At 61.1% G+C, this 23,362-nt stretch carries 28 protein-coding genes; 9 read left to right on the top strand and 19 right to left on the bottom strand.

Annotated features, from left to right (window positions below):
* Positions 1-291: 291 nt before the first annotated feature.
* Positions 292-618 (bottom strand): PadR family transcriptional regulator, encoded by a 327-nt coding sequence (locus tag CG471_RS04325; RefSeq protein WP_257211419.1) that lies wholly within the window; start codon positions 616-618, stop codon positions 292-294.
* A 150-nt stretch (positions 619-768) separates the two neighbouring features.
* Between CG471_RS04325 and CG471_RS04330 the strand changes: the two genes are divergently transcribed.
* From CG471_RS04330 to CG471_RS30520, 3 genes are all read left to right on the top strand, one after another.
* Entirely contained in the window at positions 769-1,023 is a 255-nt protein-coding gene (locus CG471_RS04330) for a hypothetical protein (RefSeq protein ID WP_037509513.1), read from the top strand.
* Positions 1,024-1,220: 197 nt separating this feature from the next.
* Positions 1,221-2,417, top strand: a complete 1,197-nt coding sequence (locus CG471_RS04335) for a DUF2252 family protein (protein WP_099230815.1) — start codon at positions 1,221-1,223, stop codon at positions 2,415-2,417.
* Positions 2,418-2,586: 169 nt separating this feature from the next.
* A complete protein-coding gene (locus CG471_RS30520) occupies positions 2,587-2,763 on the top strand; it encodes a hypothetical protein (protein WP_163000303.1) in 177 nt (58 codons plus the stop codon).
* A gap of 60 nt (positions 2,764-2,823) precedes the next feature.
* Here CG471_RS30520 and CG471_RS04340 read toward each other — a convergent pair whose 3' ends face one another.
* Both CG471_RS04340 and CG471_RS04345 read right to left on the bottom strand, forming a co-directional pair.
* Positions 2,824-3,324 carry a DUF1543 domain-containing protein gene (locus CG471_RS04340; RefSeq protein ID WP_099230817.1) on the bottom strand — a complete coding sequence of 167 codons (501 nt, stop codon included), beginning with the start codon at positions 3,322-3,324 and terminating at the stop codon, positions 2,824-2,826.
* Positions 3,321-5,012, bottom strand: a complete 1,692-nt coding sequence (locus tag CG471_RS04345; protein ID WP_004209608.1) for an FAD/NAD(P)-binding protein — start codon at positions 5,010-5,012, stop codon at positions 3,321-3,323. The genes CG471_RS04340 and CG471_RS04345 overlap by 4 nt, the downstream gene beginning before the upstream one ends.
* Positions 5,013-5,406: 394 nt before the next feature.
* Here CG471_RS04345 and CG471_RS04350 point away from each other — a divergent pair, with 394 nt between their 5' ends.
* Positions 5,407-6,300: an SDR family oxidoreductase gene (locus CG471_RS04350; protein ID WP_004209610.1), complete on the top strand. Its 894-nt coding sequence runs from the start codon at positions 5,407-5,409 to the stop codon at positions 6,298-6,300.
* A gap of 183 nt (positions 6,301-6,483) precedes the next feature.
* Here the strand turns inward: CG471_RS04350 and CG471_RS04355 are convergent, their stop codons facing one another.
* The 14 genes from CG471_RS04355 to CG471_RS04425 form a co-directional block, all read right to left on the bottom strand.
* On the bottom strand, positions 6,484-7,167 hold the full coding sequence (locus CG471_RS04355) for a CDP-alcohol phosphatidyltransferase family protein (protein ID WP_099230819.1): 684 nt from the start codon (positions 7,165-7,167) through the stop codon (positions 6,484-6,486).
* 695 nt (positions 7,168-7,862) lie between these two features.
* On the bottom strand, positions 7,863-10,625 hold the full coding sequence (gene mobF / locus CG471_RS04360; protein WP_037491911.1) for a MobF family relaxase: 2,763 nt from the start codon (positions 10,623-10,625) through the stop codon (positions 7,863-7,865).
* Positions 10,625-12,487 carry a type IV secretion system DNA-binding domain-containing protein gene (locus tag CG471_RS04365; RefSeq protein WP_004209614.1) on the bottom strand — a complete coding sequence of 621 codons (1,863 nt, stop codon included), beginning with the start codon at positions 12,485-12,487 and terminating at the stop codon, positions 10,625-10,627. The genes mobF and CG471_RS04365 overlap by 1 nt, the downstream gene beginning before the upstream one ends.
* Complete coding sequence (locus tag CG471_RS04370) at positions 12,484-12,855, bottom strand: hypothetical protein (protein ID WP_004209615.1); 372 nt, start codon at positions 12,853-12,855, stop codon at positions 12,484-12,486. The genes CG471_RS04365 and CG471_RS04370 overlap by 4 nt, the downstream gene beginning before the upstream one ends.
* Before the next feature lie 286 nt (positions 12,856-13,141).
* Complete coding sequence (locus CG471_RS04375) at positions 13,142-13,825, bottom strand: lytic transglycosylase domain-containing protein (protein WP_004209616.1); 684 nt, start codon at positions 13,823-13,825, stop codon at positions 13,142-13,144.
* Entirely contained in the window at positions 13,822-14,163 is a 342-nt protein-coding gene (locus CG471_RS04380) for a DUF736 domain-containing protein (RefSeq protein WP_004209617.1), read from the bottom strand. Before CG471_RS04380 ends, CG471_RS04375 begins: the two co-directional genes overlap by 4 nt.
* Entirely contained in the window at positions 14,136-14,741 is a 606-nt protein-coding gene (locus tag CG471_RS04385) for a S26 family signal peptidase (protein WP_099230821.1), read from the bottom strand. Before CG471_RS04385 ends, CG471_RS04380 begins: the two co-directional genes overlap by 28 nt.
* Positions 14,738-15,250 carry a DUF2840 domain-containing protein gene (locus CG471_RS04390; protein ID WP_004209619.1) on the bottom strand — a complete coding sequence of 171 codons (513 nt, stop codon included), beginning with the start codon at positions 15,248-15,250 and terminating at the stop codon, positions 14,738-14,740. Before CG471_RS04390 ends, CG471_RS04385 begins: the two co-directional genes overlap by 4 nt.
* Before the next feature lie 220 nt (positions 15,251-15,470).
* Positions 15,471-16,355 carry a replication initiator protein A gene (locus CG471_RS04400; protein WP_004209620.1) on the bottom strand — a complete coding sequence of 295 codons (885 nt, stop codon included), beginning with the start codon at positions 16,353-16,355 and terminating at the stop codon, positions 15,471-15,473.
* Between the two features lie 4 nt (positions 16,356-16,359).
* Complete coding sequence (locus tag CG471_RS04405; protein ID WP_004209621.1) at positions 16,360-16,623, bottom strand: AlpA family transcriptional regulator; 264 nt, start codon at positions 16,621-16,623, stop codon at positions 16,360-16,362.
* 129 nt (positions 16,624-16,752) lie between these two features.
* Positions 16,753-17,331 (bottom strand): DUF2285 domain-containing protein, encoded by a 579-nt coding sequence (locus CG471_RS04410; protein ID WP_004209622.1) that lies wholly within the window; start codon positions 17,329-17,331, stop codon positions 16,753-16,755.
* Positions 17,252-17,575: a transcriptional regulator domain-containing protein gene (locus CG471_RS31125; RefSeq protein ID WP_306452542.1), complete on the bottom strand. Its 324-nt coding sequence runs from the start codon at positions 17,573-17,575 to the stop codon at positions 17,252-17,254. The genes CG471_RS04410 and CG471_RS31125 overlap by 80 nt, the downstream gene beginning before the upstream one ends.
* Positions 17,576-17,648: 73 nt before the next feature.
* The gene (locus CG471_RS04420; protein ID WP_004209623.1) at positions 17,649-17,966 is read right to left on the bottom strand and encodes a DUF736 domain-containing protein; all 318 of its coding nucleotides are present in this window, start codon (positions 17,964-17,966) and stop codon (positions 17,649-17,651) included.
* 733 nt (positions 17,967-18,699) lie between these two features.
* On the bottom strand, positions 18,700-19,020 hold the full coding sequence (locus CG471_RS04425; protein WP_004209624.1) for a DUF736 domain-containing protein: 321 nt from the start codon (positions 19,018-19,020) through the stop codon (positions 18,700-18,702).
* A 354-nt stretch (positions 19,021-19,374) separates the two neighbouring features.
* Between CG471_RS04425 and CG471_RS04430 the strand changes: the two genes are divergently transcribed.
* Together CG471_RS04430 and trxC are read left to right on the top strand one after the other, a co-directional pair.
* Complete coding sequence (locus CG471_RS04430) at positions 19,375-19,557, top strand: DUF3008 family protein (protein WP_004209625.1); 183 nt, start codon at positions 19,375-19,377, stop codon at positions 19,555-19,557.
* Positions 19,558-19,559: 2 nt separating this feature from the next.
* Positions 19,560-20,015 carry a thioredoxin TrxC gene (gene trxC, locus CG471_RS04435; protein WP_080604481.1) on the top strand — a complete coding sequence of 152 codons (456 nt, stop codon included), beginning with the start codon at positions 19,560-19,562 and terminating at the stop codon, positions 20,013-20,015.
* A gap of 290 nt (positions 20,016-20,305) precedes the next feature.
* Here trxC and CG471_RS04440 read toward each other — a convergent pair whose 3' ends face one another.
* Positions 20,306-20,914: a DUF4142 domain-containing protein gene (locus tag CG471_RS04440; protein ID WP_004209626.1), complete on the bottom strand. Its 609-nt coding sequence runs from the start codon at positions 20,912-20,914 to the stop codon at positions 20,306-20,308.
* 414 nt (positions 20,915-21,328) lie between these two features.
* Here CG471_RS04440 and CG471_RS04445 point away from each other — a divergent pair, with 414 nt between their 5' ends.
* The 3 genes from CG471_RS04445 (at position 21,329) to CG471_RS04455 (ending at position 22,561) form a co-directional block, all read left to right on the top strand.
* Positions 21,329-21,763: a DUF488 family protein gene (locus CG471_RS04445; RefSeq protein WP_004209627.1), complete on the top strand. Its 435-nt coding sequence runs from the start codon at positions 21,329-21,331 to the stop codon at positions 21,761-21,763.
* Between the two features lie 246 nt (positions 21,764-22,009).
* Positions 22,010-22,189 (top strand): hypothetical protein, encoded by a 180-nt coding sequence (locus tag CG471_RS31130; RefSeq protein ID WP_234415668.1) that lies wholly within the window; start codon positions 22,010-22,012, stop codon positions 22,187-22,189.
* A 33-nt stretch (positions 22,190-22,222) separates the two neighbouring features.
* Positions 22,223-22,561 (top strand): HU family DNA-binding protein, encoded by a 339-nt coding sequence (locus CG471_RS04455; RefSeq protein ID WP_373562041.1) that lies wholly within the window; start codon positions 22,223-22,225, stop codon positions 22,559-22,561.
* Between the two features lie 17 nt (positions 22,562-22,578).
* On the opposite strand, the gene CG471_RS04460 is transcribed toward CG471_RS04455, so the two are convergent.
* On the bottom strand, positions 22,579-23,103 hold the full coding sequence (locus CG471_RS04460; RefSeq protein WP_037490795.1) for a hypothetical protein: 525 nt from the start codon (positions 23,101-23,103) through the stop codon (positions 22,579-22,581).
* Positions 23,104-23,362: the final 259 nt, after the last annotated feature.

The raw sequence follows: 23,362 nt of genomic DNA on the forward strand, positions 1-23,362 counted from the left end.
GCGCACGGGGACGGCGTACAGCGGCGTTGACGATATGCATGATGGTCGATCCTTCCGGACGGGAAACATGGTCACCAACAACCGATGCGTAGATGGTCAGCAGGCGCGATGCGACCGCATGCGGCATGAGCCCACATAGGCTGCCGAGCGTGAATAAGAGGGCCTTGCTGTCATCCGGGATGACAGCGGCTTCGCAACGGATCGCCCATACCCATGGCTGCAAGGGCGTGGGCAGCGTAGCTTGCAGCGCACGACAGGCCAGATCGATCAGGCGGCGACGAAGCCCTATGCTCATATGGTTGCCTGCCGGCTGCGCACGGCAGTTGTGACCAGATGAACGGGAGGATTGGCGCGGGCAAGCTGCACACCTCTCGCCGTCAACCGGTAGGCGTGCCGTGGCGGGCGGCCAGCTTCAACTGGCTGCTGCCATTCTGCTTCAAGATGTCCCTGCGCTTCCAGGCGGATGAGGAGCGGATAGAGCGTGCCGGATTTCACGTCAGCGCGGCGCGCCAATTCATATCCGTGCGACCATTGGCCATCGGCATCGAGCAGGACGGCAAGCACCATCCGGGCGTGAGAGGACAAGGAACGTGTTCGAGGCATGATCAATAAATCCACTTATATCGATTTATTGTCAAGCTTCAGTCGAAATGTAGCATGGAAGCACGCCAAAATGTTGCTCAAGATTGACCGATTGCCAATCGTCCCACTAGGTTCCGCACACGGAATTGATGACAGGCTTTTCGCACCATCTGAGCAGGTAAAGGCATGACGGAAGAAGAAGCTTACGCGCTCAGACTGCAATCCGTCGCCGCCACCAAGCTGGCGCAGACCACGCTTGAATTCGCCATCAACATGGCGCGATTGCAGGGATTGTCGCTTGATCTGGAAGGCGCTGCCCAAGCACATCTCAATTGTGAACTGGATCACAGCCTCGACCCGAAAAGCCTGGCAATAGAAGGTGACGCGCGCATGATTGTCGCAGAGACGCTCCTCGCCTTTGCGCGCAAGTCTGGCTGCTGATCGCCGGCCTCGCAAAAGACCTGCCGCTGCAGGTTTCCGGAGAGCTTGGCCAGAGCAGCATCCGATCCATCAATTTGTGCAGCACGGCATGTTACGGCCTTGCGGGCCAAAGCCCCTAGGCGAGCCACTGGCCCAGCTTGAAAAGCCCATGGCAAAAGCTAACGGAACGGCACAAATTGTTGCTCGTTCATGTCTCCATGAAGCCATTCGCGCCTGCAGAACGCATCCCCTATCTCCATGCCCGTCGCGACCTCAAAATGGCACGGTCGGCCCATGCTTATGTGCGGGGCAACACTGCACGTTTCTACGAATGGCTGGAAGACAGCAGGCTTGCCCGGATCGTCCCGGAAGGGCCCGCGATCTGGATCTGCGGGGACTGCCATCTTGGCAATCTTGGTCCATTAGCGGATAGCGACGGCAATGTCGCGATCCAGATACGCGATCTTGATCAGGCGGTCATTGGCAATCCCGCTCATGATCTCATCCGCCTTGGCCTGTCACTTGCGACCGCGGCGCGCGGTTCCGATCTTCCAGGCGTCATCACCGCTCGCATGCTGGAAGAGATGATTGCGGGCTACGCCGAAGCGTTTTCCGACCCGGACCAGGACGAGCGGCAGGCCCAGCAGGAACCTGATGCGGTGCGCACGGTTCGCCGCCGTGCTCTCAACCGCAAATGGCGTCATCTGGCCAAAGAGCGGCTGGAGGCGATTGAACCCTGTATTCCTCTTGGCAAGCGATTTTGGCCGCTCGATGAAAAGGAATATGCGGCCCTGCGCGATGTCGTGATCCATCCGCCTGTCAGCGCGATGATCCTGTCTCTCGATCATCGCGGGAAAGAACGCACACCTGTCATGACGGACGCTGCCTATTGGATGAAGGGTTGCAGTTCGCTTGGCCTTCTGCGGTTCGCCGCGATCGTCACCTTGGAAGGAAAGAAGCGCACCGATCATGCGCTGGTCGATCTCAAGGAAGCTGTTCAACCTGTCGCGCCGATCGCGTCCGGCGCCTGCATGCCGGATGATCCTGCTGAACGCGTGCTGGCAGCAGCACGCGCCCTGTCTCCGCATCTGGGCGAGCGCATGGCCACAGCAAGGATGCTTGAACATTCGATCTTCGTTCGCGAACTGATGCCGCAAGACCTCAAGATCGAGGCAGAACAATTTTCTCGGGGCGAGGCCCTAAAAGCCGCGCGATATCTCGCCTTCGTTGTGGGAAAAGCCCATGCTCGACAAATGGACAAAGCGACACGCCGCACATGGCTCACGACTTTGCGCAACGGCCGGTCAAAAGGCATGGACGCGCCATCCTGGTTGTGGCGGGCCGTAGTTGCCTTGGCGGCGCGACATGAAGCAGGCTATCTCGACCATTGTCGCATTTATGCGCTGGCGCGCTGAGACATCTTTAGCCTGGGAAGGATGCTCAGCCGTGCGGACGTGCCGACTGCGCTCGGTAAAATCACACTGATCGAGATTAAAGCGACAGCGGCGACCGGGAACGCCCCTCTTGGCTAGGGATTGTCCTTCTGGCGGGACAATATTTGTCTCGAGCAGATTGGAGAGTATCATGAGCATTGAAGGCAAGGCCAAGGAAGCCGCCGGCTACGTGAAGGAAGAAGCTTTCGAGCATGGCAAATCGCCTGAAAGCCAGAAGAAGGCCCAGGAGGGTCGCGACCTTCGCAACGAAGGTAGGATGGAAGACGGCAAACCACCCAAGACCGACAAGCCCGGCACCGGCGACTGACGGTCCTCCGCGCGAAAATCGCCGCCCCGGGCAGGGGCGGCGATTTTCATTGGAGTGCCTCTATTTTAGCGGTTTGTAGCTGCATTTGAATTTCAGCGGGCGGGCTGGCAGGCTCGGCGTCAAATGGATGTGGAGCTGCTCCCCGACCATCGTGTCGAGCGCGAAAGCCTGCTCCGCCTCATACATGTCGTCACGATGGGCGTCCTTCCATCCAGCCACGGCCTCAATCGCCTTTGCCTTCGCCCGCGACAGGCTGGTTGCCACGACGAACATGTTGCGATGCTGCTCCGCGAAGTCGGTCGGGTCATACCCTCCCAGATTGACATAATATAGCCTCTCGGCGCCCGTCCATCGCTCTGGGCGTAAAGTGACATTGTAGCCATCGGCATGATCGATCTCGGCCCAGCAGTCTATGTGCAGCGTGCCTGGCGTCCCCCACCATTGCTCCCGCAATGCTGCATGGGTGTCCGTGATCGTATCAGCTACAACAAACCGCATATCGTGGATTTCGATATGGGCCCTGGGATGTTCGCCGCCCACATATATCGCAAAAAGCTTCATATCGGTGCTCCGGGCTGGTGCTCGGACCGTACAGGCGATCGCGATGGGCGTATCGCGATCGCACAAGCCAGTTCAGCGCCGACTACCAGGCCCATTTCATGGGAGCTGGTGATGCCCTGGACAAAGGGATGGCGACCAAGAATGAAAGGTAGGCTTAGACAGAATATGCGTCGCGCCGCCGGGTCGTCAGAGACAGGATGATAGAGCTCGTCGATTGCGACACCTTTGACGCTGCAGCCTTGCGTGTCTGCGGCATTTTGGACGATTTCTTGTTCGATCAAGGTTGGGAAGGGGAATGCGTCAACATTGAGTGGACGCTGTCCGGTTGCTTCGATGAACACAGGATAATGGTGATCTTCGCCATCAATCAACACATGCACACCGGAATCGGCTTGATGACTATCGATTCTGTAATTTTCTCCCAATGCCTTCACATCCAATTTTTTTGCCCGATGTAGTGCTATCAGGCGTTCGATGGAAAGGTGTGGCACTGTTGCATAGTCGTCGATGAATATCGGCTTTAGAAAGCGATCAAACCGCTCGAGTTCATCTTCATCAAGATGCGGAACGATCAGTGCCATCACCTCATGCATCCGCAAGATGGCATAGCGCCATGGAACGGTGACTTCCTTGGCGAAGTTGCGCTTGGCTTCTGCCAGGTTGGTCGCTGCCCACTCAAATGGATCGACGTTGGCGCGCTCTCCAAAATAGCGATCCGAAAACTGTTCGGGCGCGAGGTCTGCAAGCATGATGCGTTTCGCATAATCCGGGTCAGCCTCCTGCAGCTCCTGCCGGAAAAGCGCGTAGGCTCGACGGAGAATATCGCCTTCTCCATCCTCGATCAGGCTTGTGATCGCTGCTTCCGTGCAGATCGAAAGCGGTATGTAGGGGATAGTATGGTAGAAATCAGCTTCCGGAAGCAGGCCCTTGCGCGACATCATCGTTATCTGAAGCTTTTCATGGCCGGGCTTTGACCGATATGTCAGAGCTCCGCCGTTCCGGCATTCGAACTGACCGTGGGCGACAGCCAGAGCCACCGCGGCATCAATGGCCGTCAGTGAGCTTCCGCGCAGCCCAACCTTTGTAGCGGAAATCCGCTGAAGTGCGCTTGCCGGCCATGGGCTCAGATAATAGCCGGGTCGCACTTCGGGCTCTTCGGGCCACTGATGCCCGGTCGCCAGGACGACATAATCAAACCACTCGATTGACTGGGGCAAGCGGGCTGGGGCGATCATCAGCTTCAGGCTGTCTCCTTCAACTTCAATGTCGACTACCTTGGTTCGCGCGCGGACATGAACGTCGATCCCCTTCAACCGGGCGCGCTCGACCAGTTGGGTGAACTGGTCGAGAAAGAACCGGCCGAGCGCTACCCGCGGGTAAAAAGCCCGTTCGTCGATGCCTGATCGATCAATGCCGAGTGCGCGAAGCCGATCTTCATCCTGGCGGCCGAGCCAATCGATCAACGTTTCTGCCAGAGGCGGAATTTCGACGCTCGCAATGTTGGACAGCATGGCGGGATCATTCCAGCCTGGCCGATATGGGGTGCCCAGACCTGGCTGGGATTGCAGTTCAAATATGGTGATATTGGCGTCAGGCCGGCCTGGTAAATTGCCTAGGGCTTCAATCAGCGCGTTCAACGTATAGATGGTGGTCGGACCTGCGCCGACGAAAGCGATTGCGGTAGCCATGTCAGTGCAATTCCCGTGGCGCCATTGAGTGCCATGGCAACTGCCATAGTTGATGCGAATTAAGCTCTTTTCCTGTTAGCGCCACGCGGTATCGGTACCGTATGAGCTCGCAGAACAGGACCTCAAAGCCCGGCCTCCCGCCCTCCGCCACGACAGATCGCCTCAGCTGAACGCCGTTTTCACCACGGATGATGCGTCTAGCATGCGCGTCTTGCGCCGATATGAACTCTACCATCGTTTAAGGGCGCGCGCCGCCGCCATCGCAATTGCTCCCGCCGATCGGTCTACGCAGCTCATTCACTGGAACCAGATGCCCTTGCGGCTCGTAAATTGCCCTGTCGCCTCAGGAGGCAACCCGGACAATGTCCATCATTCCACTCAGCAAGGAGCGAACATGGCAGAGCGTCTCACCATGCAGGACCCGCGCGCGCAATATCCCAAGCCGCCATTTCCAGAGCAGCCGCAACCGGTTCCCGGCATCGCAGCAAACATGGATCCAAAGCCTGATCATGGCGAGGACAGCTATGTCGGTTCAGGAAAGCTCAAGGGCCGCAAGGCGCTCGTTACCGGTGGCGATAGCGGCATCGGCCGGGCTGCAGCCATTGCCTTTGCGCGAGAAGGCGCTGATGTCGCCATCTCCTATCTTCCAAGTGAAGAAGCTGACGCAAAGGCAGTGGTCGCCCTCATCGAGGCTGAAGGGCGCACGGCCTTGGCGCTACCGGGCGACATCACCGATGAGAGCTGGTGCCGCAAACTTGTCGATGAAACGCTCTCTGGCCTAGGCGGCCTCGACATCCTCGTCATCAATGCTGGTCATCAACAATATCGCGATGATGTGACAGCCGTGAGCTCGGAAGATTTCGACCGTACGCTCAAGACCAATCTCTATGCCATGCATTGGATCACGCAGGCGGCGGTTCCTCATCTACCTGCTGGCGCATCCGTGATCACCACCGCCTCGGTGCAAGCCTATGAGCCGTCGGCCATTCTCCTGGACTATGCCACGACCAAAGCCGGCATCGTCGCCTATACCAAGGCGCTGGCAAAGCAGCTGATCGAGAAGGGCATCCGCGCCAATGTGGTGGCGCCCGGTCCATTCTGGACCGTGCTGCAGCCCAGCGGGGGGCAGCCGCAGGAAAAGGTCAGACAGTTCGGCGGGCAGAGCCAGTTCGGTCGTCCTGGTCAGCCAGTCGAGATTGCGCCCGTTTATGTGCTGCTTGCCTCGCAGGAGGGCAGTTATATCACGGGCGAAGTCTATGGTGTGACGGGAGGCGCCGGTATCGCGTGATGCAAATAACGGCCCCGCATCACTGTGGGGCCGTTATGGCAGTGAATATCCGGGAACGTGCCTTCATGGAATGTATTGCCCTGGGCGTTGCCGGAAACCAGCTGGAAGGGAAGCGACCATTTGCGTCGTTCATGCTACGGTTTCTAAATCTGCAATCCGCCATCGCCCCTGAGACGCTGCTTTTCACCCTTCCCAGCGCTCGGAGCGCGCCAGCCGCCGGCCCGTGGTCAAGGTCTGAATGACGAAAAGAAGAATAAGAATAAAGCCTGCTGCCCCGACAAACAGGTCGAAGCCCGACAGGCGCCCAAGATATCCTGGACCAGAACCCAAAACCATCATCATCAGCGTGAGCGCGATAAGCATCAATCTCAATTCGGTCGGGCCCGCTGCGAGATATGACAGCTTGAACTCTCCCAGCACGCGCGCAGCAAGATAGGCGTGGATCGAGAGCAGCAAATATCCAGCAAGCGCCACCATCGCGATGTCCATGGTGACGAACGGACTGAGGCCGATGCCGGCAAGGATGAGTAGGGTCGCAAGCCCATCGCAACTATGATCGATGAAATAGCCATAGGAAGGACGCTCAATGCGGCGAAAGCGAGCGATGCTCCCGTCCATTGAATCCCCAAACCATTGGACGACATAACCAACAATGGCGAGCGACAGCCACGATGTGTGTAGATTGCTTGCCACATAGCCTATGAAAATCAAACATGCACCGAACATGCCCAAGGCCGTCAGGAGATCGGGGGTGACGCACTGCGGCATTTGAGCGCATAACCAGTTCAGCAATTTCCGCTCTTTCGCGGCAAGCCAATTCTCTTGGATGCGGGAAAGGGCGGCTAAATTCTTTAGGGGAATTGTCATAGTCCCTTATGAAGCCATGAGCCTCACTGGGCAATGTGAGAATGGCGATACCTCCCGTCACTTCCAAGGCATATGCCTGATGGCAGCTTGCGACCGATTCCGTTGTTCCCAGCGCCTCTTCAAGTTTGCTTAGGGAGAATTGGAAACAGTCCGCTATCTACCCGTCACTGCAATCACGCTCGGGTTTAGCTTCGAGACCCTTTGGGCAAATTATCTGGGAATCTTCCTGCTGTCGCGGCACCGCTCGGACCTCTATCTGGACGATCACTAGTCGGAGCCGGGGCGTCGGGCTCGTCGATGTCTGTGGTACGTATGGCAGGGCTTCCGAGCCCTTCCCCAGCGATTGTTGCGCTACTATCTCCCGGCGAGACCTTCTGGGCGGCCTTCCGGTTGGTGCGCTCGCCAGCGCCGGTGTCCTCTGGACCGTCGGTAGTTTTAGGTGTCGTGGGCATCATTGATATCCTTTTTCGACTCATCGTCGAAACAAACAAAGCGCGCGCGCAATTGGTTTCACGATCGAGGCGACACTGATCTCCGACCGTCCGCTCCCGACCGTCGATCGCTGTTTGCCGGGGCGCCCGGCGCCGGCCCCCTACAGCGGTTGGTCCACTTCTAGGCGGGAACGTTGCCCGGCGCGAACCAATCGAATTGTTTGATGCCGCCACTTTTTACCCTGCCAGGATGAAGGCCCAGCCTCATCCCAGACCAGCGTCTTTCCTAGCGCCAGCTGCAAGTGCCGGGGCCTTGGCCTGAAATATGGCCGTCTGAACTTGGCCGGTCCGCTCACCGATCGCAGCCACGAGCCTGTCGCGATCATTAGTGTATATGGTGGCGGACAGCTTTGCTCGGGAGATCCCTACATAGAAGGACTTCTGATCGACCAGGTTGGTCGCTCTGCTGTCGGCATGGATGATGACGTGGTCGGCGGTCCTGCCCTGCGCCGCAAAGGCGGTATCGACATAGGCATGGGCAATATGCCGGTCGCGGGCGGAATCGAGATGGAGCGTTTCGATCTTCCCTCGTCCAGTCTGGACCGTGGCGGTGCGCGCCTCTTGATCAACCGCAAGGACTTGCGCACGGGCGCCATTCACCCGCCCCGTCTCGCGGTCATTGCGGGTGAACCGGATCGTATCGCCGGCCTTGAGGTCGATCGGCTGGGCCAAGAAAGCCTGAGCATGACCTGCCCCCCATTGCCGCAGGCGCCAGTCCACTGCGCGCCCATCCTCGGCCCTGAGTGTGATAGCAGCCTTGAGCGGATCGATGCTTTCGACGCGATAGGCTTCTCCACGCGCCACCCCCTTATCGGCATAGTCACGAGTGAAGCTGACGACGTCGCCCTTGTCGTAACTCAGCGGAGCGCGTGCATCGACTCGGGTGAGCCCCTTGTTGGCGAGGCTTTCCACGGCAACGGCGGGACCGGTCAATATCTCCGATCGAGCGAGGGCGGCGCGAATGTCTGCGGTCAGCGCATCGCGCCCTTCGCGCGACGGCTCGATGATGAGGGTGCGGGCACGTCCTGTCTTGTCGAGCGCGGCATATCGCTGGGCGATGGCAGCAAAGCGCTCATTCCGATCCGCGTTTTCTATGACCTGCCCGCCACCTCGATCCAGCGCTGCCATGGCTTTTCTGGCATCCCCATCGATCGACGCCAGCACCGCTTCCTTGGTGGCACCATTGGTCTGTCGCACAATCTCGGCCAGCCTGGCGGTCTCCATGCCAGCGTCCTGCAATTGGGCAAAGGCCGCGCCCGCCTCGACTGAACCCAACTGCTTTACATCCCCGACAAGCAGGATGCGGGCATCATGCTTGGCTGCAAGCTCGAACAGTCGCGCCATATCGTGAGCCGACAACAGGGATGCCTCGTCAACGATCCACGCGGCAGGTCGGCCAATATCGCCACGCTGCGGTGATAACAGGTGTCGGGCCACGGTATCGCCATTTGTGCCCAGCGCCTGCCCAAGCACCATCGCCGCTGATGCGGTAGGCGCAAGTGCGGTGATCGACACGCCTCGCGCCGCAGCCTCACAGGCAAAGGTCGCCAGTACAGTCGTGGTCTTGGCCGTGCCGGCATAGCCCTGCAGAGCCGTGATCCGGTTGCAACTGTTCAGGAGCTGCTGGGTGGCAGAGCGCTGATCGGGGTTCCAGCCGAAACCCGCGCGCTCGGCCTGCGCTGCAGCGTTGGCAACCGCCTTTGCGGCCGCAAGTGGGGATGCGATCGGGGCAAGTCCCCCACGCCCGTCCGCCTCGATCCGCAGCATCCTGGCTTCGGTCTCGACATTCTGGCGGGTGGTGAACCCGGAAAATTCGGCGCCGCGCCGGTCGATATAGACACGTTCCAGCAAATCCCCCTTCTTCGTGGCCAAATCGATTGCGGCCCCGATCTGCTCGTAGCCGATCCGGCCCAGCCCGATCCGTCCAGCCTCCTGTCTCAAGGTGGCCTCGGAAAATAGCGACTGCCGCTCTCCCAGACTGGCGGCGGCATGGGCGACAGCGCGGGCTGCGCCATTCTCGCCCTCAAACGCCATCCTGGCGCGATGAGAAGGATCGGCCATTCTGGCCTGAGCCTCTCTTACCATCATCGACCTCACTTCTGCCCCAAAGCCGGTCTTGGCGGCCCTCTCCCGCCATTGCGCAACAAGTCCCGTCTGGTCGGCGAGGACTTTGGCCTCGCGCGTGTCGAGCGCGGCAATCTGCTTCTCCAGAGCGCTGGCGGCATCACGAGATGTTCCCCTTTCGACAAGCGCTGCCTCGATCTCGGCACTTCGGGTGCTGAACGCGTCAATGACACCGGCTGGCACATCCGTGATCTCGAACATGGACTCCTTGCCGGCATCGATCTCATAGCCGAGCTCTCGCACCTTCAAGGCCAGTTCCTGTCGATAGATGGCTCCAATCTGCTTTTGCAGCTGGTAGAGCGCGCGCGGTTCTAGGCTGCGCCAGCCACCATCTTCACCCTGCGTGGCATTCATGATGACATTGTGGGTATGAAGCTGCGGGTCCTGGGCACGGCTGGTGCCATGCTGGAAGCTGGCAATGACCAGATTGCCGGTCGCCTCGCGCGCAACGGTGCCGCCATCGCGTACACGGGTCGCGGCCATATGCCGTTCGACATGCGCCATCGCGATTTTCACGGCATGGCCATGGGCGTCAATCAAGCGCCGGTCGCCTGCCACCTGGGCCATGATCGACACCGACTTGGGGGCGCTCAAGGTCACGTCCCAGCCGGGACGGTGGTGAAGCGCGCCATCCCGAAAGGCGCCGAGCTGCAGATCGCCGATCCTGCCGTCCAGCAAGGCACGGAACTGGTCGCGGTCCACCTCCCCGCACAGACCCAGCGCTTCGGCGCCCTGGCCCTGCCAATGGGAGGGCGACAAACCGCCCTCGGCATAATAGTCATCGGCCTCATAATAGCTGCTCGCCTGCGCCGAGCTGGTCAATGCCGATACCGATGCCACCATCATACTGGCCCTTGGCTCTCGGGCTGGGTGGAAAGCGGTGACGACGCTGCTGGAGATGGCGGTGCCGGAGATATCGGGGACGCTGGCGCAGCTTTGCCCCAGAGCATGGTCGCCGGATCGGCTTCAATAAGCCGCGGCTGGCGTGGGGGGCCGCGCCGCGCGACATGATCGGCGGTCAGCCGGATTTTGGCTACTGGCAATCCGTCGGGCAGCAGCAAATAGCCATCATGCCGCGCAAGGCGCAGTTCGCTCTCGAAGACGGCCGGGCGGACTTCTCGCCGCTTGCCCAAGCTGATTTGGTGGCCCTCATCACCGTCTACCAGAATGTCGGCCTTGGTCCGCATTTCCATCTCGCACTCGCCGATGGTCTGGCTGGCCCATTTCCTCGTTTCGCTGTCGATGCTTTGCAGGAACAGCTTGCTGTTACAGCAGCCCAGCATGGCCTCGGCGATCTGCGGCCCGTAGCGGTGCTGCATCTGCCCCAGCGCCTGGAAGGTCAATATCACCGCCGCACCAAATTTGCGGCCCTCGGGCAGCAGCCGCGCCAGATTGTCGACGCGGGGCAGGTCGGCCAGTTCATCCAGCACGAACCAGATGCGCCGTGTATCGGAAGGGGGCAGGCCCAGCACGGCGCTTGCCGCACATTCCAGCCAACAGGCGAGCAAGGGTTTGGACGCTTCGAAATAGTCCTCCTTTCTTGGCACGAATATCCAGGGCCGCGCGCCGGAATGCCGATCGAGCCCGTTGAAGAAGGTGCGAAAGGCAAAGGGGCTCTCCTTGGCGCCCTCGGCGCGCAGGAACTGGATAAGGTCCGCCGCCTTGGCGAGCATGAAAAGGACGCTGCCCGTTGCCCGGTCGGCATCGTCGGCAAAGGTGCGTGCCGATGAACTGGTGGCGAGCCATTGCTTGAGATCATCCCTGGTCCGGTTTTTCAGGGCATGAAGCAGGTTTGGCAGAGTGCCATTCTTCTCTCGCCACAAAGCCCTGATCATGTTGGCGACAAGGATGCGGCTGGTATCGAGCCACACGTCGCTATCATGTTTCCCGGTTTCGGTGATCAACTGGTGGGCGATGCGGTCGGCATCGGCGGGATGGGCGATCTCGGCGAACGGCGACCAGAAGGCGCAGCGCGCATCGAACGGATTGAGGATGATATCGCCGCGCGCCGGATCGTAATAATGTGCGATGAACTCGCCGCTTGTGTCATAGACCAAAGCAGCTTCGCCACGCGCCTCGATACCGTCGAGCAATTGCCGCAAGGCTGTGGTCTTGCCGCTCCCGGTTGTGCCGATCATGGCCATGTGACGGGTTTCGAGGCGGGTGGGAATTGGTACCTTTCCAATCGAGAGGGTGCGGGCATCGGCCTGCCTGCCGGTCAGCCTGGCGAGTTTCTTCTCGTCCGCCACCTGCGTTCCGCCGATCCAGCGATCGGCCAGCAGGCGCTCACGTCGCCGGGCCATCGCATGACGCATGGCGATCAGCGCAACGAGCCAGCCAGCAAAGCCCAGCATGCTGCCGCCTTTGATGCAGGCCCAGAGAAGATCCACTTGGTGGTGGAAATAGGGATGGGCGATGATCTGGCGGGCCGATCGTCCTTCCTCGATATGGTCGGGATAGTGGACATCGATTCCCGTGTCCGCCTTCCAGGCCGATACGGCCAAGAGTTTGGTCCTGGCCCAATAATAGGTGCCGGTGGCCAGCATGCTGTCCTTGTTCAGCAAGATGGTCGGCAAGGACAGTCCGCCGATGGCGATAGAGGCCAGCATCACCAAGGCCTGCCGCTTGAGGCGCGCGCCCTCGATACCGAGATGATGCTTGCGCAGGGCGTCTGCATGGTCGCGGCGATCGTCTCGCCGGGTCATGATCGATGTTCCTGCGCGAGCCGCCGCTGCCGATCATAGGCGGCATGGATCTCCTGGGTGAGGACTTCGTCGCTCTTGCCTGCGCCGCTCGCCGCGCTGCGGGCGTAGCAATAGGCTGCGCAGGCGGTGAACAGCGTGCGGTCGAGCATATGCTCGAGGTCGATGACATGCGTGCCGACCGCTGCAAGTTCGGTCACGATCTCGCGGGTGTCGATCGCGCTGCCTGTTCCCTGGACGAGGGCGATCAGCCCCTGGTCCACGACCCGAGCGAGCATGGCATATTCGCTCAAGCCGCGCTGCCGGGCGAATTCGGCAAGGATGCGATGCTGGGCTGGAGAGAGCCGCACGGTTTGGGCCCGAGCGCTCATCGCACTACCTGTGACGAGATGCTATTTGCCATCGCTAGAAATGGCGCAATTGCGCCATGTCCGCGCCGTTGCGATTGGCGAGATGCTATCGGCATCCCGTCAACCCCGCAGAAATGCGCGATGCACCCGTGCGTGAGGTGTGTATCAAAATTGCTGGCTCGATGCGGAGCATCGCAGCCCTGGAACCTTGCCCAATGGGCGCCCCAATCAACGCTCGCCAGCATGACCGGCTTCGACCATGCGGCGCTCCGACCGGCAACTGCGACATGGGCGGTAGGACGATGGTTCATCGCGCCGAGCCAGTAGAGTGCCGTACGAAGATCGTCGGCAGCACATCCACAAAGCCATCCTCACCATGCAAATGAGCGGTGAGCGCGGAACGAGCAGCAGCGCCATCGCCCGGCGGCTTCATCGCGGCGATCCCGCCAGAGAAGAGGCGCGACGCGCGCCAGTCGGTCGGCATGGGGACAAACATATTGCGGGCATCAGCCTCGCGCCTTTCGGTGACACGAGCGACATAGGTGATGGTCTCGGCGGGCAGGGCACGGGCATATTTGCGGTAGGCGTCGACGCGCCCCGGCCCGGCATTATAGGCCGCCAGAGCAAGGCGTAGATCCCCATAGCGGTCGATCATTTCGCGCAGATAAGCAGCCCCTGCCAATATGTTGGCCCTGGGCTCATAGGGAGAGCTACCCAGATGGTGGCGTCTGCTCAGATAAGACCAGGTTGCAGGCATGATCTGCATCAGTCCCATGGCGCCAGCACGCGATGCGGCGCGCAGATCGCCTGCACTCTCTGCCGCCATGACGCTGCGGATCAGGTCCTCGGGAAGCGCGAAGCGATACGCGGCTTCGGCGATGATCAGGCCATGCTCTTGGGCGCGTGACGGCGCTGCGATGGCACAGCCTAGGAGGCCGGCCAGCAGAAAACAGGGCAGGCGACGGCGCATGATTGCGGATCTGGCAGTCATGGCTGCGCCTCCCTAGGGCGCGGCAGACTGCGCGACCAGAGCAAGGCATGGTCAGCGGGATTGCGATCGGAGCGCATGAGGTTTGCCCGGAGTGGACGAGAGAAAGACGGGCAATCGAGCAGAAGGGCGATAAAGGGGCCGGCCTTGTCGCTGGTGCGCGTCCAGCCGCAGCCAACGTCGATGCGCGCGTCGCCGCGTGCAAGGACGACATGCCAGTCCGGCGCTGTCGCGCTTGCCTTTCGCCCGGCGGGCAGGACTCGGATGTCGAGATCGAGGCTCAATGTCTGGAGCCGGCCGGCATAGCCGCCGATCACCTTGCGGAATTTACCGATATGCATCGATTTTTCTCCTTGTCGGTCTGGGCTGTCGCATCGCGGCGCCACCGCCAGGGCGCATCGGGCGCGGCGCGCGTGAGGATTGGCGTCGCGATCCCGATCACCGTCCGGCTGGAAAGCGGACCGAAATAGCGACTGTCGAAACTGTCGGCCGGCGCATTGAGGAGAAAGAGTTCGCCCCTCTCGAGCGTGCGGCACCCAACCCAGCCTGGAAGTGCACGGCCTTCCCGATCCCGCGCGTGGGCGATCGAGCGGGCGATCCCATTTATGCTGATAATGCCTTGGGCGTTGCAGACACGGGCACCGGCCGTCGCTGCGACCCGCTTTAGTAGCGGCACATTTTCGCCTAGATAGCGACGCCGCACCATGAAGGCGGCAAGCCGTGGCGGCGGCATGACGGCGACGAAGGCACCGCGCCGCGCCCGTGCGCCGACATGGACGAGATAGAGCCCGACGGGCGCACTCGCGCTGCTGTTCCAGAGCAGGCGTGGCGCGGGTCCGCTGACTGCAATCATGGCAAAGGCGATGGCAAAGCCCGGCGCTGCGAGCAGCGTTGTGAGACGATAGAAAGCCCGGCTCATCGTCCGAGCGCCTTGCGTTTGCGCCACGCCACATGGCGCTCGGCAGTGTAGGCGCGTGGCTGCTCGCCCGCTGCAATCCGGTCGGCGACATGGCTCCAATGTTCGGGCACGACAGCGCAGGGATCGATGCCGGCCGCTTCGATGGCATCGATTGTCTCGAGCACCAGCTGGACCTTGGGCCCGCCCTCGATGCTGAGCCAGATTTGCGCGCCCGGGCGGACGAATGGCAGCGTCGAACAGGCCTCGCCCGGTATCACCGTGCACATGATGTCGATGCGCGATCGGATCGTGCCATAGTCGCTCGCCGACCACCGAACCAATGCGACAGGACTGTTGGGAGGGAAGCGCAATATGCGTGTGCAGCGCGAGTGGATCGTCTCGTCCACTGCGTTGCCGAAGCGGATCCAATGTTCGATGCGCTTTTCGATCCAGACAAGTTCGATGTCGGTGTGAAGCTTCTTGTCCGCCACGGCTGTGCCGGGGCCAGCGCGGTCCCGTGCTGGCGTCATCTTGCGTCTCGCTCACGGCATGGGGATGCGATCACCAGGCGCGCGGCGCACCGCGTTAGAAGGAATCTGGAAGATTCCTTCCTATTAGCATGGTTAGAGGGGGCGGGATTCCGGAAGCGATGCCAGCGGCTTATCGCTGGTCTCGGTTCCCGATAGGACGAGGATCGGGTTCCTGATAGGACGAGCCCACCGGTTCCCGATAGGACGAGGCGAAGTCGGCTCATCGCTGCTGGCTCGCACGGGTTCGGCGCAGGGCGCGCTCAAAGCCGCTGAGCGCGATCGGTGCGAAACTCAGCCGCTCGCGTCCACTGTCCCGGTCAATGAGGAGGTGATAGCCGGGCAGCGGCTGACGGCGGACAATGTCCCGCAGTTCGAAGGCAAAACGTTTGTAGGGTGACAGTACGCCAGACTTTGCGTGCAGATGGGAAAGGTCGAAACTCCAGCCACCAACTTGTCGGCCGCCATGCTTGCGCACGATTCGATAGAGCCAGCGCTCGAGACCTCCTGTAAGGCGAAAATAGGCGGGATCGATGGTCAGGATGAGCGCACGATCCAGCACAGCTGCATAGAACCAGTCTGGCAGGATCAGCTCGATGCCGAGGGGGCGGCCCTTGCCGTCGAGCCGCTCCTGCCATTCATTTATCCAGGAAAAGCGGTGCCGGCGGCGCTCATGCTGTTGTCGGATCGAGGTCGCGACACTGGTCGCCTGCAGCCGATCGAGCGCCGCCTTCAATCGGTCATAATTGTCGCGGCTGGTCCCGCGTCCGATATAGGTGAGTATCTCGAAGGGCGTGGTCGCCATGAGCCGGGAGGTCGGCCGGCCGGCGTCGCGGGCCTCCACCAGCTGGCTCGCTGCCCAGATCAGGATGTCGGCATCCCAGATCGTCGCCATGCCATGCTGATGCACGGCCTCGACCGATATCCAGGTCTGGCCCATTTCAAAGGCAATCGGCACGGTCCGAGGCGACTTGGCGAGGCTGAAGAAGGGCCATGCCATCAGATCCTGGGCATCGCGGGGCGGGATATTGCCGGGAATGGAACGGAACAGCTCGAGCTGCGCGCGGTCCGGCTCGTCCCGGACGGTGAGAGCGCTATGATGTGCCATCGGTTCAGCGCCGTACCGGGCCATCGAACCGGCGGGCGGGCAGGCAGACACCTGAACCCGGATCGGAGGTCGAGCGCCGCAAGCCGAGCGCTGCCCAGCTGTCGAGCGCGTCGATCGTATAGACGACGCGCCCACCAAGTTTGTGAAAAGCCGGGCCGGTGCCATAGCAGCGGTGCTTTTCGAGCGTACGCGGGCTGAGGCCGAGATGCAGGGCGGCGTCGGGTGTCCTGAGATATTGCGGCGAGGACAGGGCGCGATTGGCGCTCATGATCATTCTCCATCGAAGGTGGGCCGGGGATCGAAGATCAGCGGACCGTCCGGCGGAGGATGGCGAAGCGCGTCCGGCATGGTGGAGCGGCTATCTGGATCGCCGGGTTTTTGTCGCACCGCGTAGCGCTCAGGGGCGTAGGAGCCTGCGATAGCCGCCCTCCATCAATGCCCGGGCCTCATCGATGAGGCGCTGGGTGCGGCGGCGCTGGGACGAGGATTTCCATTCGCTGCCCTGCCCCACCTGCATGTGGGCATAGACATGGCTGCGCGCGATTTCGTGTGTCGTCAGCCGGGCTTCGTCCCGCGCGCCGGCAGCATCGAGTATGTCGAGCAGCATGGATAGGCGCTGGCGCTGAAATGACGTGGGGCAAATGCCGGGCGGCAATCGGTCGGCGCGGCCGCCCGCCGTGCGCCGCTCGAAGCGGCGCACCATGGCCTGACGAAGCGCGATCGCGTCGTCTCTGATGACCATATAGGCAAGTGATCTGTCGGCCGGCCCGGGGCGCAGCCACAGGCGGTGCAGACCGCCGCCGTCTGCCAGGACGATGTGACGCCCGTTTTCGAGCAGTTGATCGACCAGAATGTCAGGCCGCCCCTCGAAATCGGAGAGAGCAGGAGCCGCGCCCTCAAACGGCGCGGTGTCCAGGATGAGGACCGCCGGCGCCGCCTGCGGATGCCAGAGCGCGGGCTGCGCTGCGGCAAACATGTCGGGGGCACAGGGGAAAGCTCAGGCCCCAGCGCCGGGCCATCACCTCCCGCGCCGATGGCGCTTGTCCAGCTGGCAGGATGGCAAGCGCATGATATTCGGCGCGGTAGCGTGGGTTGCGGCGGAGAAATTCCTGCGCAAAGCCAGGCAGATCGAGCTGCTGGCGCCCTGCCGCTTCATTGCCACCCACGCCTGTTTGCTCTGCCATGGCGGGAAGTTGGCGTGGCGGCAAAAGCTCAGCCATTCCATCATCAGGGGGTCGCTATCCCCGCAAATGGGGACGGTTCGCCCCCTTGGGGGAGCGAACCTTTCCATAGTCAGTCCGCGCCACGGCGGGGCTGGCGGTTCCAGACCAGATCATGTTCGCCATTCTCGCCCTCGAAAAGTTGCGCGAAGATCGGAGCAGTGAAGCTGGGATCATCGAGTTTGATGGAGAGAAAGGGGCGATCTTCGTTGCGGGTCTTGACCCAGCCGGCACCGACTTCGGCTTCGCCGGCATAGATGCGGTGGGTGGGCGCATGTTCGCTGGTCGTGACCTGTTCGACGATGCGGACCGACTTGGCCAGCAGTGTGAGAGTGATGATCTGGCCCCGATATTCGCCCGAGACCTTCTTGAAGCTGCCGATCTTCGACATGATCCAGTCCTTTTCTGTTGCTCGAGCCGCGCCATTGCGGCCTCGATGCGCATGAGGGGCAGCAACAGGAAGGCGCCGCAGCTGTCAGGCCCGCAGCGCAAGCGAAGGACGGGGCCACAGCCGTTTCTTGGCTCGCGAGGAGCGACGCGAAGCGCCGCGGGGAAGAAACTGCGAGCGGCGCCATTGCGGCAAGCCTTCCAGCCGCAGGCGATGTTGGTGCAGATGCGCAGGGAAAGAGGCCCATGGCGCGGCACGAACGGGCAACGGACATGTTTGACGATCGGCAATGTGGGATGGGTCGGGGATCGGCGCGCACGGCTGAAGCCATGACTGACAAGCGCTCATCCTCGATCAGGCGGACATCAATCCTTGCGCCCAGCTGTCGCCGATGCCGGCAACGAGGATCTCGGCAGACCGGATCGGCAGCTCTGTCCCGTCCCCAAATCATTCTGCAGGCTTGCGCTGCCTGCTGGATTGCGCTCACCGCTGGCAGGGCAAGGATGATAGCGCAACAAGCAGGCGACCGGTATGGAGACGTGCAGCGATCGCGACCATGCGCAGCAAAATGGTCAGGGGCCACCCCTTATCCAATGAGGGAAGGTGCTCTCTCCCACCGCAGCGCACATCTGCCCGACGACCAGAGCGTGGCGGCAGGGCGCCGCGAACCACAATCCATTGCCGGGCTGTCAGTCGGCACGCCCCGGTCCACCAATGGCGGACCGGGACGCATCGATCAGGCCGGTGCATTCCAGATGATGACCTTGCGCATCGGGTCATTCCCCGGCGCATTGGCGATGTTGCCGTAGATGGTCCCGAATTCCGGGGCCGAGAGAACGACCGAGACATATTCGGCACCGGTCGACTGGGCGAATTTCCTCCAGCCAGCACCGAGCTCGAAACCATTGCTGCGGCTGATGATCCGGTAATCGGGCTCCGCCTCCTTCGATTTGCGGGCGTTGGGCACAACGGTGATGGGGGCACTGATGGTCAGGGTGGCGAGCGTGCCTTCAAGGCTATCGCCCTTGACGATGAGGTTCGCGACGATGGTAGCCATGATGTGATCTCCTTGTCTGCTCGGGACCATTCCCGATGTCCAAGCCCAGGGGGCAGCTGATTACCGACGTCACGGATGGCTATGGCATCCGGGAACCTCCTCGCGGGGTTGACGGCATGAGGTAATCACGCTGCTCCAAGGCCAGGATGAGGGAGAATGGGGCTGGGCAGACAGATGGCGTCAGGTCTGCCTTCACCATGCTCCGAGCCAAGATCCACAGCCTGTGGCACTCTCACAGCAGTCCTGAGAACCCGCGAGTGGACCTGGTTCGACTGTTGGGACAGGAGGGCGGCATGCTGGCACCAATGCAGGGATGATGCGTTTCTGGGCTATCTGATGTTGAGAGATGAGGATATGCCTGCAACCTCCAAGGCGCAGCAAAAGGCGGCCGGTGCCGCTCTTGCCGCCAAGCGCGGCGATCAACCCAAATCGAAGTTGCGCGGCGCTTCAAAGCAAATGGAAGAGTCGATGACCGAGAAGCAGCTCGAGGAATTTGCGAGCATAGCTCGCAAGAAGCTGCCCGCCAAGAAAGGCTGACATTGGCCGGTAACGACAACCAGGCGCTGATCATTGCCTGCCCGATGTGCGCGGTGCTCAATCGCGTGCCATCGTCAAAATTGGGTGTCGGCGGGAAATGCGGCAAATGCGGTGGCGATCTCTTCGCGGCGGCGCCGGTCGCACTAAGCACCAGTAATTTCGATGCGCACGCCTTGCGATCCGATATCCCGTTGCTGGTGGATTTCTGGGCAGACTGGTGCGGACCTTGCCGGCAGATGGCGCCAGCCTTTGCTGCGGCCGCTCCGCAACTGGAGCCCTGGTTGCGGCTCGGCAAACTCGATACGCAGGCCGACCAGGCAATTGCGGCGCGCTATGCTATCCGGACGATCCCGACAATGCTGATTTTGAAAAAGGGCAAGGAGATTGCCCGAGAATCAGGCGCAATGCCGGTACAGGCAATTGTCCAATGGGCACGGCAAGCTTTGCGTCCGGGCTGACGGCGCGATCCACTTGTGCCTCGGTTATCATAAAGACCGTGCGGGCGAAGATATTGATGGCGGGTAAAGTCGACAAAACTGCGGCTCGGTCAGAGCCTGGACGCAAAGCCGGCAGCGCCCGATTTCTTCCGTGTAGATGTCTGCTACCGAGGGCCTGTCCTGCGCCCCGTCAATAGGCCCCCGCCAGACATGCTGGCAGGGGCCATGAGGCCCAGGCCATGGAGAGATGTCGCTACGGCGTCTCTTCATTGTCCGAAAAGATATGCACGGCGTGCGAAGGCGGCATCACGTCAGTCCTTGTCGAGCGCCTTGGCACTCGAGAGATGCTTTTCGACCACAGGCGCTATTTCCCCAGCTGCCTGCTTGAGCGAGGCGATCGTGCCGTCCGCAGCATATTTGCGCATCAGCTCAAGAGCGTCTTCATGGGCATCGACTTGGCCATCAATATATTCCTTGTCGAACTCAGTGCCCTTGAGTGCCTTCAACTCCGCGAGATCCTCCGACTGATCTTTGGTCAGCGTGGCATTGGGCGTTATCGCGGGACTGGCCGTCTTGGCTGCGGCCTTGATCTTGGCGGTCGAATCCGAGTGGGCGGCGACCATCATCCTGGCAAATTCCTTCACCTCAGGAGATTGGGCATTTGTTGCCGCCAGCTTTGCGGCTTCGATCTCGAAGGCGTCGCTCTTGGCGGCCGCGTCCGCAAATTCCTGGCCCGTCGGCGTCGTCATGAGAGCCTGCTGGGCATTGTCGATTGCGTTGCCGGTGGAATTGACGGCCCCTGAAACGGCGGCGCCGGTATCGTTCAATGCGTTGTCGGCCTTTTCTTCCACTTTCGGGCTGCAAGCACCAAGCGCGAGGGCCGCTATCGGTGCGACGCTCATCCACAGATGATTTTTCATGACATCCTCCTCTTTGGATGTCGCTCGAACGTCCGATAGCCGACCGCCGTTCCGCTGACGGGGGCGATTCAAAGCATGTTTTGAAAATCCCGGAAAATCGATCTGCTCACTGCGAGGCGCAGCAGAGATCATGCCATGTTCAATGGCGCGACAAAATAAAAGCCCGCCCGGTTTGCGCCGGGCGGGCAGTAGCAGGCTAAAAGCCTCGGGTCGCTCATGAGCAGATACAAGCTTGCAAGCGAGTCGCCTTGTAAGAATCCGACAAGTCTTGGATACTTTCCGTTAGGGAATGCTTGTCTTTCATGCGTCAGCCCGCCTTGCCGGAAAACGGCGCTCCCAGCGATGCGCCAGGAACTTGCCGGTCCCAAGATCAATTGATGCGCTCAATAGTGGCAAGGCTGAGGCTTCCCAACCATGAAGATTTTCACCATCGGCTATGAGGGGGTGACCCAGGAGCAACTGATCGACGCGCTGAGAGCGGCTGGCGTTGAAGTCCTGGCAGATGTACGGGCCCTACCCCTGTCGCGCCGCCCGGGATTTTCGAAGAATATCCTAGCGGCCGGTCTGCGAGAGGCTGGCATCGACTATGTTGGTTTCAAGGCACTTGGGACCCCTGCGGCAGGTCGCGAAGCGGCGCGCAAGAGGCAGCACGCGCGGCTGGCGGAAATCTATTCAGGTCAGCTCGAACTGCCCGAGGCAATTGTCCAGGCAGCGCAACTGGTCGAACTGGCAAAGGGGCGTCCTACCGCCTTGCTTTGCTTCGAGCGCGATCCGGCAGGCTGCCATCGGACCTTGCTGCTCGATGCCGTCCTACCACAGGCTGATCGTGTCGACCTCTATCCGGGCTGATGGCCGGATCTGCTGTGAGAACCCCGCCGGCGCGATGTGGCGTAAGCTACGGCGGCCCGGTGCGGCGCCGAATTTTCGAGATTATCCTATTCGATTTCGGGAACCCCAGCGGACGGGCGACCTTATAGCGGCATGCGCACCGCATCATCCCTGTCCCTGACATTTGATTGCTGGAGCCTTGGGCTTGAGGCTTGGTCCGTCATTGGCATGCGGCTTCCCCGCCTGATGTCCGGAAACGCTTTAGCCATGGCCGAAGCGCAGTTGATGGTCAGAGAGAAGATGGAGGCAGCAGCGCTGCTCCAGTGGAAGTTCATGACCGGTAGCCTTGGCGCCTCGGCCCCTGCGATAATGAGCGCATCAGTTACCCATTATCGCAAGGCGGTTCGCAAGAATCGGCGGCGATTGGCGCGGCCGGCCAGAAAATGAGAGTGCGGCGGTATTTTTTGCAATCAGTATGAAGTGCGCTCGACCACCGCTGGCATGTTTGGCAAAACGCTCCCTCCCCCAGCGAAAGAGGATGCCATGACTGGAAATGAACTGATCGAAGCCGTTGCTGTCCAGCAGGGCGTCACCAAATCGGACGTGAAGAAGATTATCGACGCAGCCTTGGCCATTATTGCGGACGAAGCAGCCAAGGGCGAAGATGTCTCGATTGCAGGCTTCGGCAAGTTCAAGGTGAAGCAGAGCGCGGCCCGAGAGGGCAAGAATCCCCGGACGGGCGAACCGATGACGATCCCGGCATCGCGCAAGGTCGGTTTCCAACCGGCCAAGGCGCTCAAGGACAAGGTCAATAGCTGATAGCAGGCGCCCCGGCATTATGAAGCGGCGCGACAGTTTTCGTCCGTAATCAACGACCGCGGTGCGCCCTGTATCGGCACGTACTGATAGGACTTCCGGCGAAAGGCTGGCAATGCTGGTTCCAGCGCGCGCTGGATGATGTTGGACCTCGCAACGGGCGGGGCAAGGACAGTTCCGGCTGGAGCGGGATAAGGTCTTGCCCCGCCAGCCTTGAGGCGGGTCGCTTCGCTCTGAAAGGCAGGCGGGGCATCCAGCAGATTGGCGCAGTCCTTGCCGCCCCGTTGGATAGATTTGACTGTTAACAGCGAAATCTGAATGAAATCTGCAATGGCCTGAGGCCATCGAGTCAACCTCAGCCGGCCACCCACTGCAGGCAGGCTGAGGTCAACCGAGAGGGTCGAAAAACCCTGCACCGGTTGATGCAGGGCCAGTCGGGTCGCGCAAGCCGCGGAGACTTGCAGGGGGATAACTGCTTGGTCGATCATTGTTTCCACGAAATAATGACGCAATCGAAATTTATCCGCGATGTGCTTTGCCACCATAGCTGGCCCGAGTCGGGAAAGGCGAAATATGCGGGATCAGGTCGGGAACAGAATGGCTTGAGGGAAGGCCGCCGCGCGCGGCGGCCGCGATTTTTTTCTGGGCGCGTCAAGCCATGGGCAGCGTTTTTGCTGCCCATGGCCATTTGATCAGGCTGTGCTGGCCGTCGATCTTGGACGAGCGGCAGGCGACTCGACCTTGCAGGCGCCGTGACGCGCCGTGCTGATCCCGCCCAAACCACCGGCAGGGCGGGAATTAGGG

The organism is Sphingobium sp. IP1, assembly GCF_002708645.1.
In the GTDB taxonomy this organism is placed as follows: domain Bacteria; phylum Pseudomonadota; class Alphaproteobacteria; order Sphingomonadales; family Sphingomonadaceae; genus Sphingobium; species Sphingobium yanoikuyae.

Excerpts from the sequence above, each read along its gene's own strand:
- CG471_RS04330 (WP_037509513.1), top strand. The coding sequence starts at position 769 with ATGACGGAAGAAGAAGCTTACGCGCTCAGACTGCAATCCGTCGCCGCC.
- CG471_RS04335 (WP_099230815.1), top strand. The coding sequence starts at position 1,221 with ATGAAGCCATTCGCGCCTGCAGAACGCATCCCCTATCTCCATGCCCGT.
- CG471_RS30520 (WP_163000303.1), top strand. The coding sequence starts at position 2,587 with ATGAGCATTGAAGGCAAGGCCAAGGAAGCCGCCGGCTACGTGAAGGAA.
- CG471_RS04340 (WP_099230817.1), bottom strand. The coding sequence starts at position 3,324 with ATGAAGCTTTTTGCGATATATGTGGGCGGCGAACATCCCAGGGCCCAT.
- CG471_RS04345 (WP_004209608.1), bottom strand. The coding sequence starts at position 5,012 with ATGGCTACCGCAATCGCTTTCGTCGGCGCAGGTCCGACCACCATCTAT.
- CG471_RS04350 (WP_004209610.1), top strand. The coding sequence starts at position 5,407 with ATGGCAGAGCGTCTCACCATGCAGGACCCGCGCGCGCAATATCCCAAG.
- CG471_RS04355 (WP_099230819.1), bottom strand. The coding sequence starts at position 7,167 with ATGACAATTCCCCTAAAGAATTTAGCCGCCCTTTCCCGCATCCAAGAG.
- mobF (WP_037491911.1), bottom strand. The coding sequence starts at position 10,625 with ATGGTGGCATCGGTATCGGCATTGACCAGCTCGGCGCAGGCGAGCAGC.
- CG471_RS04365 (WP_004209614.1), bottom strand. The coding sequence starts at position 12,487 with ATGACCCGGCGAGACGATCGCCGCGACCATGCAGACGCCCTGCGCAAG.
- CG471_RS04370 (WP_004209615.1), bottom strand. The coding sequence starts at position 12,855 with ATGAGCGCTCGGGCCCAAACCGTGCGGCTCTCTCCAGCCCAGCATCGC.
- CG471_RS04375 (WP_004209616.1), bottom strand. The coding sequence starts at position 13,825 with ATGACTGCCAGATCCGCAATCATGCGCCGTCGCCTGCCCTGTTTTCTG.
- CG471_RS04380 (WP_004209617.1), bottom strand. The coding sequence starts at position 14,163 with ATGCATATCGGTAAATTCCGCAAGGTGATCGGCGGCTATGCCGGCCGG.
- CG471_RS04385 (WP_099230821.1), bottom strand. The coding sequence starts at position 14,741 with ATGAGCCGGGCTTTCTATCGTCTCACAACGCTGCTCGCAGCGCCGGGC.
- CG471_RS04390 (WP_004209619.1), bottom strand. The coding sequence starts at position 15,250 with ATGACGCCAGCACGGGACCGCGCTGGCCCCGGCACAGCCGTGGCGGAC.
- CG471_RS04400 (WP_004209620.1), bottom strand. The coding sequence starts at position 16,355 with ATGGCACATCATAGCGCTCTCACCGTCCGGGACGAGCCGGACCGCGCG.
- CG471_RS04405 (WP_004209621.1), bottom strand. The coding sequence starts at position 16,623 with ATGAGCGCCAATCGCGCCCTGTCCTCGCCGCAATATCTCAGGACACCC.
- CG471_RS04410 (WP_004209622.1), bottom strand. The coding sequence starts at position 17,331 with ATGTTTGCCGCAGCGCAGCCCGCGCTCTGGCATCCGCAGGCGGCGCCG.
- CG471_RS31125 (WP_306452542.1), bottom strand. The coding sequence starts at position 17,575 with ATGGCTGAGCTTTTGCCGCCACGCCAACTTCCCGCCATGGCAGAGCAA.
- CG471_RS04420 (WP_004209623.1), bottom strand. The coding sequence starts at position 17,966 with ATGTCGAAGATCGGCAGCTTCAAGAAGGTCTCGGGCGAATATCGGGGC.
- CG471_RS04425 (WP_004209624.1), bottom strand. The coding sequence starts at position 19,020 with ATGGCTACCATCGTCGCGAACCTCATCGTCAAGGGCGATAGCCTTGAA.
- CG471_RS04430 (WP_004209625.1), top strand. The coding sequence starts at position 19,375 with ATGCCTGCAACCTCCAAGGCGCAGCAAAAGGCGGCCGGTGCCGCTCTT.
- CG471_RS04440 (WP_004209626.1), bottom strand. The coding sequence starts at position 20,914 with ATGAAAAATCATCTGTGGATGAGCGTCGCACCGATAGCGGCCCTCGCG.
- CG471_RS04445 (WP_004209627.1), top strand. The coding sequence starts at position 21,329 with ATGAAGATTTTCACCATCGGCTATGAGGGGGTGACCCAGGAGCAACTG.
- CG471_RS31130 (WP_234415668.1), top strand. The coding sequence starts at position 22,010 with ATGGCCGAAGCGCAGTTGATGGTCAGAGAGAAGATGGAGGCAGCAGCG.
- CG471_RS04460 (WP_037490795.1), bottom strand. The coding sequence starts at position 23,103 with ATGGTGGCAAAGCACATCGCGGATAAATTTCGATTGCGTCATTATTTC.